The following is a 15,504-nucleotide window of genomic DNA, read 5'->3' as shown; positions in this document are numbered from 1 at the left end:
GTGCACAATTTTGCTGTAGTAGGATCACATTTTTGACTTTTACCCTCTTTTGCATACCCGCAAGTCAGCCCTTTACGCCCCCCAAGGAGATTCCGTTAATGACTTGCTTTTGCAGGGCAATGAACACGATGACCAATGGGATGATCGCCGAAACGGCTGCCGTCATCATAATCGCATAGTTGTTCGAATAATCGTCCCGGAACAGTGTCATACCGAGTGGGATAGTGTACAGATTCTTGTTTAGCAAGAAGATCAGCGGATTCTGGTAGTCATTCCAGGTCCAGATAAATTTGATGATCGCCACGGTAGCGAGCACCGGCTTGCAGAGCGGAACAATGATAGACCAGAATATCCGCAAATGGCCTGCACCATCAATTCGTGCCGCTTCAATATATTCGTCGCTGATACCAATCATAAATTGCCGCAGTAAGAACGTGAAGTAGATGGAGAACATACTCATTAATACGATAGCAGCATGAGTATCATAGAGGCCGAACCAACGAATCAGCAGAAAACGCGGAATCAGCGTGGCCTGGTCAGGAATAATCATGAACGACAGCAGCGCCAGAAAGACCATATTCCGTCCTTTAAACTTGATTTTGGTCAAGGCGTACGCCGACATAGATGAGATGATCAGTGTGATGCAGGTTGTAATAATCGCAACTTTAAAGGAGTTTAAATAGAAATGGGAGAAAGGTACCCGTCCCATCCAAACCATCTTGAAATTATACGCTACATTGATCTTCTCGGGAATCCATTGGATCGGGAAGCGCATTACATCTTTTTCATACTTGAAGGCTGCGGAAATCATCCAGATCAGCGGAATAAGAAACACAATGGACAAAGCCCCCATGATGCAGGTAGTGATCACTCTGGACATATTTTTTCTAATCAGTTGCATGTTAATCTCCCCCCTTTATTCTTCATTTCTCATTTTCCACGTGGCCGCGGTAATCAAGCCGATAACAGCGAATAGCAGCCAGGAAATTGCAGAAGCGTAGCCCATGTTGTAGTATTTGAACCCTTCCTCATAGATCCTGAACACAAGCACGGTAGAAGAATTATTCGGACCGCCTTCGGTCAAAAAGGCGATGATGTCGAACACCTTAAACGAGCCAATTAGCATGGTAATAAGCAGGAAAAATGTGGTCGGACGCAGCATCGGAACTGTGATGGCAAAGAATTTTTTCAGCGCGCTGGCGCCATCTATTTCGGCGGCTTCGTAGATTTCATCGGAAATATTCGTCAAGCCAGCCATATAGATAATAATGGTGTAGCCAAGACTTGCCCAAGAACTGATAATGGCAATGGATAACAGTGAGGTCTTTGGATCAACTAGCCATTTCGGAGGGCTGGAAATTCCAAACTCCATCAGCAACTGATTGATCGGTCCAAGAGACGGATGGAACAATGCACTCCATACGGCAGCTATCGCAATAATTGAAGAAATATAAGGAATAAAGAAAGCCACTTTAAAATAATTTTTGAGGAACACACTGTTTTGAATCAATGCCGCGAGCACCAGCGCAATCGCAATCGGTATCGGCACGGTCATAATCATATAAAAAGCATTGTTCTTCAAAGCTTGAATGATACTCGGATCATGGAACATTTTGATATAGTTATCCAATCCGATGAACTCGATTCCTTTGACTCCCGACAATAGATCCCATTTCGAGAAGCTCAAATAAAGTGAGAATCCAAGCGCAAATACATTAAGAAAAAGCATCCCGACAATTTCCGGTGCCAAAAACAGCCACCCGGTTAAAGCCTCTTTCCGTTGCGGAGTCCAGAATTTCCGCTTCTCTTGCAGAATTTTTGGCACAGGTTGTTTTGCAGCCTCCACGTTGTATCACCTCGACAATTTGATTTGTCATTATAGTAATACATCCGCCTTCCGCAAGAAGGAGTGATTATGACCCGGAATGTGCAAGATTTTGACCTTTGTCCGCCGACAACAAAAAACCGCCCTAGAGGGGCGGCGGGTCTGTTCATATCGTTGACAATTGTGCTTCTCAGCGTACCGAATGTTTGGATTTATATTCGCTTGGCGTAGTTCCTACATATTTTTTGAACACTTTTGAAAAATAGGTTCTGTCCGAATATCCCAGGCCGACGGCCAGCGACTCCAGGTTCTGGCTGGAGATTTTCAGCATTTTGGTAGCGACCTTCATCTTGTGCTGATGTACATAGTCCGTAAAGGTCAGGCCAGTCATGCGCTTGAAATAACGCGAAAAATAGCTTGGATCCAGAAACAGATAACGTGCCATATCAATTGAGGTGATATTATCGCCAAGATGCTGGTCGATATACTGCTGGATAAGCTGCAGCTTGGGCTCCTGCGGAGAAGCTCCTGTCACCTGCTGCTTGCTGCCTGTAATCTGTACAAGCTTTCTTTCCACCAGTTCCATCGTATCTTCAAGTGTACGGGTCTGCACGAGATAGACGAACAGATCCTCATCGAACATCAGGCTCGTAAACATTAATTCGATGCCGCGGAGCATAAAGGATAAATCCCGGGCGAAATCGCCAGGATGAATAGACATTGCTTTTGCAGTCCTAGCGATTTCCTGTAGAGTGCTACGGATGGCTTCAAGGTCTTTTTTAATCACGGCCCGTTCCATCTGCGGGATATAGCTGTCCAGAAATCCTTGGGGAGCAGGCTGGAAACGTGGAGAAGCGATTTGCAGAGTATCCAGAACCGTGTAATCCGCACTTGCATAGAACTCGCATTTGTCCTGAACAATCTGCCGATGGATCTGGCCGATCGCCTGTAGCTCCATTTTCTCTGTGACGGCAATAATGCCCGGTTGAATCTTTAGGAGATGGGAGCATTCGGAACACAGCCGCTGTAAATAATCGTGAAAATGAAGACTGGCATTCTGCGCCAGATTCACACGGTAATTATATAAAATCACAATATTCTTTTGCTCCAAGAAAGGCGTAATCCCTTCACATGTTTCGGACAGTTCCAAGGCTATATTGTAAATAGCATATAAAATAAGTGGATACTCACTCTGCTTGTATCGCTTGTCGAAACTGGAAAAATGAATACTAACCGTGCCCAGCATAAACCACGGATACGTCCAGGATATGCCGATTTGCGCCGCATAAGCCAGTGTGGTTTCAGGCGGAGCACCGCCAATCACCCTTTGCAGCAGGTTCTGCCGGAAGAGCTGGCTGTTGTAGCCTGTCTCCCCATGGCTGATCAAGCCAATCTTCGACTTAAGCAAGTGTACGGACTTGGCAAGGCTTTTCTCCAGTTGCTCTTCTGTAAGCTGGTCCTTGATTAAATAATCATCTACTTTCAGCTTTACCGCCTGCTGAGCATAATGGAAATCCTCATGACAGGTCAGGAAAATAATTCTGACCTCCGGCTTCATGCGGGTGAAACAATCGGCTAGCTCAATCCCGTTCTTTTGCGGCAAACCAATATCCGTGATCACAATGTCAGGCTGCACTTCCTCAAACATTAATAACGCCTTGGCACTGGAATAGGTGCTGCCGACAATCTGCAAGCTATGTGCCTCCCAGTCAATCATCTGCTGAAGCACTTTGAGCATAGGAACATCATCGTCTATGAGCATCACTTTATACATCAATATCCCTCTCTCTCTGACAGATTAACCTGATGATTGCCTTGCGGCAAATACAGAGAAACGGACACCCCACCCTGCGGCAGATTATGCAGCGACAAGCGGGTATCCTGCCCATAGGTCAGCCTCAGCCTTTGAACTACGTTCATTAACCCGACCCTTTGATAAGCTTCATCCTGTTCATCGTCCTTATACAGTAACCTGCGGTTCAGTCCCGCCAGAACTTCAACCCCTGCACCGCAGCCATTATCTTCAACTTCAATCATGATCCCATCAGGGACCGTTCGCGAGCGAACGACAATACGCGGTGCCGGGTGGTCAACCAATCCGTGGACGATTGCATTTTCTACAAGGGGCTGCAAAATCAGCTTAGGGACGATGAGCTTCTCTGTATCCTTTTCCAGATCGACCTCCAGTTCAAGAGGGATTTCATTACGGATCTTCATAATATCGATATAATGGCCAAGCAGTTTGCATTCTTCCCGCAAGGTGGCCGGTTCATTGACCTTCAAATAGGCCCGGAGCAGACTCATTAATGAATCGATGATCCCGCTATGCAGCTTATCTTTGGCCAAAATAAGGCTACATTTAATCGAATTCAACGTGTTGATCAAAAAGTGGGGGCGAATCTGCATAAACAGCGCCTCCAGCTCCATCACCCTCTTCTGTTCCTGCTCCTGCTCGATGTCGTGAATCAGACCTTGCAGCTGGTCCAGCATAGTATTCAACGTCTGCCCCAGCTCAGCGATTTCATCCTTGCCCTTGACCTCCAGCCTGACATCAAGATTCCCCATCCCGAACTGGCGCACAACGCGCTGCAGCTTCATGATCGGACTATGCAATCTTTTGGCAATCAGCATGGAGGTAGCCGAAAAGACAATAAATAAGAGGAGTACCAAGCCAATGCCACTATAAAACGTCCGCGAGATCTGACCCGACCATTCTTTCTCCGAAGCTTCATAGATCAGCTGCCAATTAGATTTGTCGATAGCTCTGGCCGTACGAACGCTTCCTCTTGCTTCCTTGCCTTCTGGAGCCAGCTCTGAGTTCCCAGCAATCAAGCCTCCTCCAGAATCAAATAACGCAACCTTGCCAAATTCGACGGGTCCGAGCAATTTATTGAAATAGGATTCAGGAATTGAGATAAGCAGCACGGACACCTGCCGTTTCTCCCGGCTGTCATAGATAACTCTGGCAATATAATAGCTGCTGCTTTTACCAGAACCGCTGTCAGCCATCCCAAGCCATTGCAAGGTCTCCGGTTCGTGAATATTGACACGGCTCATCAGCTTGTCCAGGTTGGCATTGATCACGGATAAATTCTCAGTCCCAGAGGAGATCACAAAGTGTTTCCGGTTGACCAAATACATGCGGATATTATTATTCAACGGCTTAGAGTTGATGAGCGAAAACACATCTTGAATTTGCGTAAAATGTACGTAATCCTGATAGCTATTTAGCCGCTCAGTATCCGCAAATGACTTCAGATTAGCGCGGAAATTGGTATCGTTTACAATAAAATGGGAAGCGAACGTCACATCATCAATAGTTTTGTTTAATTCGTCAATCATAACGTTCAGGAAGTTATCGTTGCTGAGCTGCAGCTTCTCTACCATCGTATCCCGGATGAGCACGAAGGAAATGATCGATACTGCAATCAGAGGGATAAAAATCAGCAAAAGAAATGAAACCTGGATACGTCTATAGTAAGTGAATTTGAACATGTTTTCTCCGCGCCTCTCTCATGCTCTTTTCTTTTATTCTATCAGCCCGTTGTCCAGTATTCATACATTATCTGATTACCGTGACCTTCTTTTGACCGTCTGCAGAAACAATAAGCACTACTTCTCCAAAAATTTGTACGCCTTCCACTACATAGGAATCTAAATGACTGGATGGAATCTCGTGGCTGATCACGATAATATGCTCCTCATTCCTTTCAGAGAAGCTAATGCGGCACGCCTCCGCCTGTGCAGCAGCCACCGGATCACCCGTATGGCGGTAAATCGGCACCTGTTCGACCAGCGGACAGAACAACTCACCCGCAGACTGCGGGTACAGCACCTGCATGATCGAGACCGTTCCTTTCCCCTTTCGGGAGTACACAGCATACTGATTGGGTTCCAGCAGATTATATTCGCGGGAGATTACCCCATCATCAACCCTGCACTGAAGACCATCAACATGAACAGGAAGGATACAAAGATTGGCTTCCCGCTCATTTTTTGTACGGCATATTAGCGTTCCATCTTCCATCTGAACCGTTCCGGGTGCAAAATGAAAATGCTGGGAAAATGTATGCTCCTGCCGGGAACTGAAGCTGTCCACCAGAAACCAGTAAAAAGGCTTAATAAATAGGATCCGCCTTAACGGGTAGACCGGATCATCCCAATGACGGTAGCCGTCATGGCTGCCCTCTACATAATCAAAGTCCGGATGGCTGATCCATTGGCAGCCCGTTGGCTTCGCAATCTGAGAGAAGGACCATGTATCCGTGACTTCGGTAAATCCAATTCCGTCGACAGTGGTCGTATTATGGGCAGCGCTTTCTTTTAACGCTTTTCTAAGTGGTGTATGATCACTATAGTTGTATCTGCCAAGATCGGTAAGCAAATCCCGCCCATAAGCATACAGATCGAAATGTAGCAGATCCGCGTGCCCATGTCCACCCCCAAGCGGTCCGCAGTGAAAATATAGGTACAAATCCTGCTCGTCCCAGCCCGTTCGCATCACATAATGACCGGAATGTGCATAGGAGCGTGGCAAGTTTGGCGGTAGCTCCGCATTCAGCCGCTCGTAGCCCTCAACTCCATTTATCCCAAACAACCAGGCATTGTCATAATCCATTTGATCGTATCCGCCAAAGCGGAGTACAGCATCCTGAAATAACCAGCCCGCATAAGTCAAAAGCGAACGGATATCGCTGTCATCACTATCGCCAAGCATCGGCTGCTGGTGATTCGGCTTGGCCCAATATAATGAAGCGGCAGCCATTTGCTGAACCTTTTGCTGAAACTCATCCTGAAGCTCCACTCCATTCAATCGGGCTAAACGGATGCAGTCGAGAAAACATACCAAAACCTCATGGTGATAGGTGGCCGATTGCTCCCAGTGGATGCCGTCCGCCATAATCTGAATTCGAGCTGTCTCTCCCAGTCTCTCCTTACTGAGTTGTCGCCAGTTTTTGGCGCTAGTGAACTCAGGGAAGTAGAGCGCAGTTTGGAACAAACCACAAGTCTCCAGCACCCCCCAGTTGCTGATCTTCTTCCAGCCCGTAAACGATAAAGCTAAATATTGGCCGTGTTCATGCAGAGATATCATCACTTTGGCCAGCAGCGCCGGTGTGAGCAGTGGACTATCCTGTATATAGGACAACGCTTTGATCCAGTTAGCACAGCGAAGGCCCGTTTCAATTGTGCGCCATGTCAGCGTATCATTCGTAGGCTTGTCTGGAACGGGGTTACGGTCTATCCAATCTTCAAGCTGGCAGCAAACTGCTCTCGCATAATCCTCTTTACCTGTTATCGTATACGCTTGTCCTAATGCCACCCAGTAGCGGTGGCGATTCAGCATATAAGCCCATTCTACATCCTTGTCTGGAACATGACGCCAGTCAATTTCTTCCTCAAAGGTAACCGGAATGCGGCTGCGCTCCATATCCCAGGGAAAACGAAAGAGAAACGTCTGCTCCACAACTTCATCCGCTGTCTTCATTACAGCTTCCAGCTCGTCTGCACAATAGCGCTGCACATAGTCAATAAGCTGCTGCTTCCGGTTATCCTCTATCCGCCAGCCCGGCGTGGTCCGGCGGGTCAAATACCGATGCAATTCAGTCAGCGCATCGTCCTGCCGAGCTTGGCTAAGCGCATTCTTCACTAGAGCTAAAGCGGGCAACTCAAGATCGAGCAGCGCAAAGACGGCATAGGGGGAGATTTGTCTGACATCAGCGTTCATACCAGTACCCCTTGTTGCCATTTTGCAGCCGCATCAATGCTTCGAGATAGAAATAATCTCCCCAGATCATGAAGTCATCTGGAGACAGATCGCCGCGCACATGGTAAGAACCATGCTTCAGCAGCCCCTCCGCCACTTCGCCGAGCGTGGAATAGTTCTGCACAAGCGAAGTCATCGACTGCACTAATCCCTGCTGAAAATAAGCCCGCTCAGAATCCTCCCCATCCATTAGCTCCAGCAGTTCCTGTAGTCCAGCTGCTACTATTGCTGAGGCCGAGCTATCCCGGTAAGTATCCGGAGATACCGGAGCATTAAAATCCCAGTAAGCGACATGATCCTGCGGCAAATGCTCCAGAAAATAGCGGGCCATCCGCTTGGACGTTTCCAAAAACAACGGATCTTTGGTATAGCGGTATGATAACGCAAAACCGTAAACGCCCCAAGCCTGCCCGCGCGTCCAGGTCGATCCGTTAGTATAACCCTGGTGTGTAGCGCCGCCAATCGGCTCTCCGGTCTTCGGGTCGAAGAAAAACGTATGGTAAGAGCTGTCATCTCCCCGTACCAGATACCGTCTCGTTTTCTCCGCCTGCATGACCGCCACCTCCCGGTATACGGAATCACCGGTCTGTTGTTCGGCCCAATACAAAAGGGGAAGATTTAACAGACAATCAATAATGATGCGCCCGCCTTCCTGTGCGTCCCCCTCTGGTCCCCAAGCCTGAATATAACCGCCAGCTGTGCGCCAGCGCTTCAGCAGCAGGTCTGCCGCCTGCAATGTCAGTTGACGCGCAGATTCGTCTTTATCTATAATCCACTGGGCTTTAGAGGATAACGAATACAGGAAGCCGATATCGTGATGATCAAGCACCGTCTTTGCCGCGAAACGGCGGCGGAAATCTTCTACGGTATGGGATGCCGCAATACGGAAGCTGTCATCCCGCGTATATTCATAACACAACCACAACATGCCGCTCCAAAATCCGTTAGTCCAGTCGTCGTTGTTATTGAGCTGATAAGTTCCATTCCTGCTGACATGAGGGAAACTGCCCCCGAACCGGTCTATGTTCTTACGTACCTTCTCTATCGCATCTTCAATCGCACTGCTCCACATAAGTTCCTTGCTCCCTTCAGGCTCTTCGTTTCTTACGTTTCATGATAAGGAGAGTGAACAGGATCTAATAGGGGCGATTTTTGCTTTGATGTGCATTATTTTGACTTCTGAATGACGTGAAGTACTGTAAGTTTACTTTCCAATCATAGGCATCAAATCAATATAGTAACAAAAGGTATAACTGTTTATGGGAAAATACGTTAAAATCAGAGAGTGACTTACATCTTTCATTCTTTTTTAGAAACGGAGTGTCCTATTAATGAAAAAGCTAGGTGCATTATTTTTATCCATTTTCATGGTTATGTCTGTCTTTACCACTGCGCATGCTGCTGAAAAGCCTGTCGGTGTATGGATTGATGGAACCGAAATAAAGTTAGGCGATTCTAACCCTGTTGTAGAAAAAGGAACGACCCTAGTTCCTATGCGTCCTCTGCTAGAGAAGCTTAATGTAAATATTAATTGGAATAAAAAAACCCAAACCGTAACAGGGACCAAAAATGGACTGGCCCTCTCACTGACCATTGGCAGCACAACTGCAACGGTAAATGGGGAGAAGAAAAAACTAGAGGTGGCTCCTAAGACCATCAACAATGTCACCTATGTTCCTGTCCGCTTTATAGGAGAAACGATCGGCTATAAAGTGGAGTGGAGTCCAGCGCTGCGCACCATCACTTTTGTGGCCAATACTCAAGCTGCAGGAAGCACCGGATTCTTATGGAAAGTGGAGAACAAAGGCAACACCGTTTATCTGCTTGGTTCTATCCATGTGGCTAACGACAGAATGTACCCGCTGCGTCCGGAGATTGAAGCTGCTTTTGAAGCCTCGCAATATTTAGGTGTCGAAGTAGATATCTCTAAGATTGATCAAGCTGAGATCCAAAAGTTTATTTTGGAAAAAGGCTCCTATACAGATGGAACCAAGCTCAAGGATCATGTATCCGCAGATACCTATAACAAAGTGACTCAACTGCTAAAAGCAAATGGTCTGGCGGAAAATGCATTCGATTCCTTCAAACCGTGGGTCGTTACCCAAGGTGTCTCAAGTCTACAGATGCAAGTTACAAGTTATACGGCGGATACCGGCATTGATTTATATTTTTTACAAAAAGCAGGCAAGCTGAACAAACCTATTATTGAGCTGGAAAACACACAATTGCAGCTGAATATGTTCGACCAGTTCTCAGATGGATTGCAAGAAAAGCTTCTTGTCGACACACTCGGCAGCCTCAATCAAACGGACAATACTTCCGCAGCAGCTTCACTGGATGCACTATCCCAAATGTGGATGCAAGGTGATGAGCAGTCGCTCGTAGCGATGACAAAAGCGGTCGCGCAAGAGCCAGAGTATTATAAGGGCCTGGTTTCGGATCGTAACGTCAACATGGTGAAGCATGTAAAAGAATATTTGAATAGTGATAAAAAAGCGACTTACCTTGTCGTCGTTGGCGCGCTGCATATGCTCGGTGACGATGGTATCGTGACCCAATTGCAAAAAGATGGCTTTAACGTCGTCAAACAATAATTGCTTTAGCTAAAATAAACAAGGCTGTCTCTTAGTCATCGTAGATGACTAAGAGACAGCCTTGTATTTTACTTTTTTTAGCTTAATCTAAAAGTAGAAGTTGACTTAACGTGCGGACAGCGCGGAGGGCCCTCCGGGATTCTGGAGAAACGCACCCTCCGAACCCCAAGCCGCTTGTTCATAAACGGGCTCCTACAATTTTATTAACTGATCTACCTTAACTGGAAGTCCAGTAGCTATTGAACGATTTGCCGCAATCCCGGTCATAATAGACAACGCCCCGTCCACATGGGAAGCCGCACGATTAAAGCGATCCTCTAGCGGACGTTCAAAAATATCACGCAGCATCACAGGATCTCCGCCCCCGTGCCCCCCAACTCCTTCTTCTATCTCCACTTCATAAGGCGCTGCGAAATGAGGGAAGACCGTGATCCGCTTGTCTTTTAACGCCCCTTCATCTTCCTTGTTTCCTCCGGCATTTACATAAGACTGTTCGACGACCTTTACTTCCATCCGCCCCTTCGTTCCATTAAATACTACAATGAAGCCCTCCCAAGGCAGATAAGCATTAAGTGAATAATTCATAATCGTCTTATTTTTGTATTTGACCATAACCGCCATCGTATCCTCAATACTGATATTATCACCGAACACACTTTGGTCTCGCAGGTAACCATCCTCATGCTCCGTATCCAGATACATCTGCTTTAACTGCTCATTATCTTTAAGATGCAGGGCAAACGGATCATTTTCCGCCGCACTGCTACCATGAGCACGCTGATAAAACTCAGTCACCCCGCGCTTCTCCGCGTTTTCTCTGCCATAAAATCTTAGATCACCCATCGCATAAACCGTATCCGGGCGCGAACCCAGCCAGAAATTCATCAAATCGAAATGATGTGTGGATTTATGAACCAACAGACCACCGCTGTTCCGTTTATCACGATGCCATCTGCGGAAGTAATCCGCCCCATGCTGCGTATTCAGCAGCCACTCGAAGTTGACGGAAAGCACTTCTCCAATCGCGCCGTCCATAATAAGTTCACGGATTTTGGTGTTGTGTGGTGCATAGCGGTAATTGAAGGTCACACGCAGCTTTTTCCCAGTCCGCTCAATCGCTTCAAGAATTTCCTGACATTTCTCTTCATCCACTGTCATCGGTTTCTCCGAAATAACATCGCAGCCAAGCTCCATCGCCCGGATAATGTAACGATGATGCGTGCGGTCAATACTCGTGACAATAACCGTGTCAGGTTTGGTTTCCTCAATCATACGGTCAAACTCATGAGCTTTATAGGTAGGAACCGCTTGATATTTATATTTTTCCTCCAGCAAACGGTTCGCATAATCCATTCTTGCTCCATTCACATCGCAAAAGCCTACAATTTCAGAGGTTTCACGATAATTCGTGGTGATCTCACCATAAAAAAACTCCGCTCGGCCGCCAGTTCCTACGAAAGCATATTTCTTGTTGGACATCAGGATCACTCCATCACTTATTGATTTAAAAGCGTTTTCTTCTTATAGTGTATAGTATAAAATACATCTGAATCTAAGCAATTATTAGCAGAAACAATAAAAACTTTGCATATATTATCCTCATTATCAGAAAGGAGCAGATTTAGCATGGAACAGGAGCCTCAGCCTCCTTTTATGATTGAGCAAATAAAAAGAGCCGTTCCATTCAGCATGGATTCCGACCATTATCACGATACTTATGAAATCTATTATTTACTCGCCGGGGAACGCAGTTATTACATTAATAACCTGATCTACACCTTGCGTAAAGGTGATCTGATTTTTATTAACAAGAACGAGCTCCATCGTACCACGTCTAAAGGCTCTGCAAGCCATGAACGGATCTTAATTAACTTTGAGGAAAGCTTTCTGCAAAAGACATTGGCGCACTTCGAGCTGCATTTTCCATTTATGGCTACACAAAGCTTGCTTTTGCGGCCCGGAGTACATGAACAGGGGGCCATTGAATATCTACTTTTCAGCATGCTAAAAGAACAAACAGAACCACGGACACAGCAAATCCCCTATCTTCAGACGCTACTCATCCAACTATTTATTGAAATGAACAGAATACAGGAAATAAGCCGTGAGCCCATTGCCCCTGAGAGCAGTGAGAAGCAGCTAAAAGTCTACGAAATTATCGATTTTTTACAAGCACATTATGCTGAAAAGCTTACATTGGAGCGGCTATCTGAAACTTTTTTCATCAGCAGCACCTATCTCTGCCGTGTGTTCAAGCAAACGACTGGCTTCACTATCGTAGAATATCTAAACTACATTCGGATCAAGGAAGCCCAACGTCTCTTGCAGAGCACCAACGCTAAAGTTACGAACATCGCCGAGGATACCGGCTTTGACAGCATCGCCCACTTCGGGCGTGTGTTTAAACAAATCGTTAAACGTTCGCCCTTGCAATATCGCAAGCAAAACCGCTGATCCACAGCTAAAAATCACAACCGATTCTCTATGTAGCCGCTCCGTCGCCCGGAAGGATACATGTGAAATGTTGTCGGCATATGGGGGCATCGGGGGCATCAGGAGCATCAGGAGCATCAGGAGCATCAGGAGCATCGGGGGCATCAGGACCATCGGGGGCATCAGGAGCATCGGGAGCATCGGGAGCATCGGGAGCACCGGGAGCATCTGAGCAACAACAATATCTCGTCACTAGATTACCTTTTCGTGCGAACAAAGTTCATGAGGCTATCGGACCCAGTGGACCTTATTCGCAGCATAATCGCTATTTTGGAATTTTATCGGACCCCATAGTCGCTATTGGCAAAAAAGTTACCTATATTGACCGTTTCCGAGGGAATAACGTCACTGGAGTCCGAAAATGGCCCCAAAAGGCGATAAATCTGCAAATAACGTCATCTGAGTCCGCATAACTTTGTCTAGCAGGAGTAATCGGCGGTTTCGGGGGGCCGGGGGGTTCGGGGGGTTCGGGGTTTCGGGGGTTTAAGCAGCACTGTAACGCATAACAAAGAGCAGCGATCCCCACTAATGGAGTATCGCTGCTCAGCTGGCATTTTGTGATTAATACGGTCATCTCATTCCTCATCATGCCATTCATTTTGCTTCGTCATGTGATTTCATTTCCAAATCTCGTACGAGCCTGTGAACCTCAATTCCGGCCAGCAGCACGATGCCAATCCCATGTGTATCGTTTAATTGCCAGGTCAATTCATCTTTATAATACAGTTTGTTAAACGAATAACCCGAACCGCGGCAGACACCGTAAACATTGCCTTGTTTGTCAATACAATAACGGGTTAAGCCACTCCAGCCGTTGATTGCAGAGGTTACGTATGAGTCTGGTTCCAGCAGCCAACCGCAGCGTACGCCTCTAGCAAAAGCGTAAATAAACATAGAGGTACAAGAAGCCTCCGCGTAGGACTTAGGATCCGTCAACACTTGATACCATAGGCCCCGCTCATCTTGCAGCTTAAGATAGCCTTTACTAAGCTCGCGGAAATAATCAAGCAAATCAGCTCGCAACGGATGTTGCTCAGGCATAACTTCAAGCAGCTCAGTCAGCGAGAAAATCACCCAACCATTACCTCTGCCCCAAGGCACGCCATTGGGTTTATTAAACTTATAATCATACACATGATGCATAATGCCAAGCTCCGGCTGGAACAGCCGCTCCTTGTAAAGTAAAAACTGCGCCGCCGCATCATCAAGATAAGCCGCATTTCCGGTCAATTCATAATATTTACTTAGAAATGGCGTGCTCATATACAGATCATCACACCACATCGTCTGCTGCATAAAATCAACTGTGCCACTGGTCCGATACAGAGCTCCGTCAGGCAGCCTGCTCTGCACTTTAGTAATGTAATTGGCAATTTCAGCAGCAGCTTCCGGTGCGCCCTGTAGTGGACGAAGCTTATGTGCTTCCAGCATCGTTGCCCCGAAGGATCCGCAGTCGTCCAGCGAATCCATCAGCGCCAGCTGATGATTGATGCCCGGAGCGCCATAACGTCCAAGGTCCCATAAGGCATATTTATGCAGCCCTGTACATTGCTCAATATGGTGTTGTGCATATTCGGCATAATGGGGGGCCTTAAGCTCTACTCCTGTTCTCAGCAATCCGTACAGGGTTACGCCTAGAGGGTAATTCCAGCGCCCAAACATAACACTCTCCAAATAAGGCCTAACCCAGCTATTCGGCTGGTCTACACGCCAAAAGGTTACTTCATCCGCTTCCCCAAATAAAGTATCCATAGAGGTCAGTTCTAAGACTTTCGGCGCTGCCTCCTTGGTGAACAATCCAAGGTACAACCATGGATCAGTTAATCCTTCAACGGGATATGGTTGCACGAGACTACTCTGAACACCACCAGACCGTACGTCCAGTTCAAATCCCCAATTCCCCTCTCCACAGATGGACTCCACGACCAGATCATGTAGTCCATAACCAAGCTCCAGTTGGATATCAAGCATACCTTTCACGTTCTGATGCTCAGCTACAAGTTTCCCATTCACATAGATAGAGATTTCAGCCATTCCACGATAGCTACCTTGCAGACGAATGTCGTCTTCCTGTAGGCTGTTAACTTCCAGCTTACACCAAGCATACGCCTTGGCTCCCAGCATTTCCCCAAATATGCGTGAACAGTTGCCAGTTGCCTGTTCCTGTGGCGACCATTGCTGTGTCGGAAACCAAACGCAGCGAGCTGTCATTTGCTCTTCAGTGAATTCAGCTTCCAGCCAAGCTGCCCAAGATGTCTGCTGGGGTCCACTATAAATCCAACCTTCACAACCGCTTAACTGCGCCGTCGGAGTAAGAAAGTGTACTGGTGCACCTTTGACACTGCCCGTTCCAAAAACCCCTCCGCAACCTGTACCTGTTGCAACATACTCCAGTACCAGATGGTTCCAGCCTTTATCCATGCCCGCCCGAAAAAACGTCCTTCTGTCCGGAAACACATCATCATTTAGATTGGAGCTAAACACCAGCCGTCCATTTATGTAAACCTTAACTGGACTGTAGCAACTAACTGAGAAAGGGGCATCTACCTCATTGTCACTCCACAGCTTTCCCCACACATATACGAATTGTCCTGCCGCTAGCTCCGGCAGTCGTTCTTCCAGATTCATATCGTAACGGCAGTCGCGGAGCCGGTTGAAACCACTCTGCGAATGTACCCGGTACACCGGAGGCTGCGGGGGATAGGCACCGATAAAACGGCTGGCCACTGCGGCCAGTACATTTTCGATTTTGCCCCCATTATATTTGGCAATACAATCAGGATCAGGAAAGTATTCTGGAATATAAGTACTCACTAAGCGTATCCTCC

11 protein-coding genes are annotated in these 15,504 nt (G+C 47.0%); 3 read left to right on the top strand and 8 right to left on the bottom strand.

Annotated features, from left to right (window positions below):
* Positions 1-64 precede the first annotated feature (64 nt).
* The 6 genes from NSQ50_RS07520 to NSQ50_RS07495 all read right to left on the bottom strand — a co-directional run bounded on the left by NSQ50_RS07520 (position 65) and on the right by NSQ50_RS07495 (position 8,661).
* Positions 65-901, bottom strand: a complete 837-nt coding sequence (locus NSQ50_RS07520) for a carbohydrate ABC transporter permease (protein ID WP_036675652.1) — start codon at positions 899-901, stop codon at positions 65-67.
* 15 nt (positions 902-916) lie between these two features.
* Positions 917-1,846 carry a carbohydrate ABC transporter permease gene (locus NSQ50_RS07515; protein WP_051490863.1) on the bottom strand — a complete coding sequence of 310 codons (930 nt, stop codon included), beginning with the start codon at positions 1,844-1,846 and terminating at the stop codon, positions 917-919.
* A 169-nt stretch (positions 1,847-2,015) separates the two neighbouring features.
* A complete protein-coding gene (locus NSQ50_RS07510) occupies positions 2,016-3,599 on the bottom strand; it encodes a response regulator transcription factor (RefSeq protein ID WP_076224472.1) in 1,584 nt (527 codons plus the stop codon).
* The gene (locus NSQ50_RS07505; protein WP_076224474.1) at positions 3,599-5,320 is read right to left on the bottom strand and encodes a sensor histidine kinase; all 1,722 of its coding nucleotides are present in this window, start codon (positions 5,318-5,320) and stop codon (positions 3,599-3,601) included. The genes NSQ50_RS07510 and NSQ50_RS07505 overlap by 1 nt, the downstream gene beginning before the upstream one ends.
* 67 nt (positions 5,321-5,387) lie before the next feature.
* Complete coding sequence (locus tag NSQ50_RS07500) at positions 5,388-7,550, bottom strand: alginate lyase family protein (protein ID WP_076224476.1); 2,163 nt, start codon at positions 7,548-7,550, stop codon at positions 5,388-5,390.
* On the bottom strand, positions 7,540-8,661 hold the full coding sequence (locus NSQ50_RS07495; RefSeq protein WP_076224478.1) for a glycoside hydrolase family 88 protein: 1,122 nt from the start codon (positions 8,659-8,661) through the stop codon (positions 7,540-7,542). Before NSQ50_RS07495 ends, NSQ50_RS07500 begins: the two co-directional genes overlap by 11 nt.
* A gap of 259 nt (positions 8,662-8,920) precedes the next feature.
* Here NSQ50_RS07495 and NSQ50_RS07490 point away from each other — a divergent pair, with 259 nt between their 5' ends.
* A complete protein-coding gene (locus NSQ50_RS07490) occupies positions 8,921-10,183 on the top strand; it encodes a TraB/GumN family protein (protein WP_076224480.1) in 1,263 nt (420 codons plus the stop codon).
* Between the two features lie 192 nt (positions 10,184-10,375).
* On the opposite strand, the gene NSQ50_RS07485 is transcribed toward NSQ50_RS07490, so the two are convergent.
* Positions 10,376-11,662 carry a Gfo/Idh/MocA family oxidoreductase gene (locus NSQ50_RS07485; protein WP_076100559.1) on the bottom strand — a complete coding sequence of 429 codons (1,287 nt, stop codon included), beginning with the start codon at positions 11,660-11,662 and terminating at the stop codon, positions 10,376-10,378.
* 147 nt (positions 11,663-11,809) lie between these two features.
* Here NSQ50_RS07485 and NSQ50_RS07480 point away from each other — a divergent pair, with 147 nt between their 5' ends.
* Together NSQ50_RS07480 and NSQ50_RS07475 are read left to right on the top strand one after the other, a co-directional pair.
* Positions 11,810-12,637: an AraC family transcriptional regulator gene (locus NSQ50_RS07480; RefSeq protein ID WP_076100561.1), complete on the top strand. Its 828-nt coding sequence runs from the start codon at positions 11,810-11,812 to the stop codon at positions 12,635-12,637.
* An 80-nt stretch (positions 12,638-12,717) separates the two neighbouring features.
* Positions 12,718-13,089 carry a hypothetical protein gene (locus NSQ50_RS07475; RefSeq protein WP_081386950.1) on the top strand — a complete coding sequence of 124 codons (372 nt, stop codon included), beginning with the start codon at positions 12,718-12,720 and terminating at the stop codon, positions 13,087-13,089.
* Between the two features lie 181 nt (positions 13,090-13,270).
* Here the strand turns inward: NSQ50_RS07475 and NSQ50_RS07470 are convergent, their stop codons facing one another.
* Positions 13,271-15,490: a glycoside hydrolase family 88/105 protein gene (locus NSQ50_RS07470; protein ID WP_179087785.1), complete on the bottom strand. Its 2,220-nt coding sequence runs from the start codon at positions 15,488-15,490 to the stop codon at positions 13,271-13,273.
* Between the last annotated feature and the right edge of the window lie 14 nt (positions 15,491-15,504).

The organism is Paenibacillus sp. FSL R10-2788 (genome assembly GCF_038003885.1).
In the GTDB taxonomy this organism is placed as follows: domain Bacteria; phylum Bacillota; class Bacilli; order Paenibacillales; family Paenibacillaceae; genus Paenibacillus_AQ; species Paenibacillus_AQ odorifer.
This window is presented reverse-complemented; position numbering and strand designations above follow the sequence as displayed.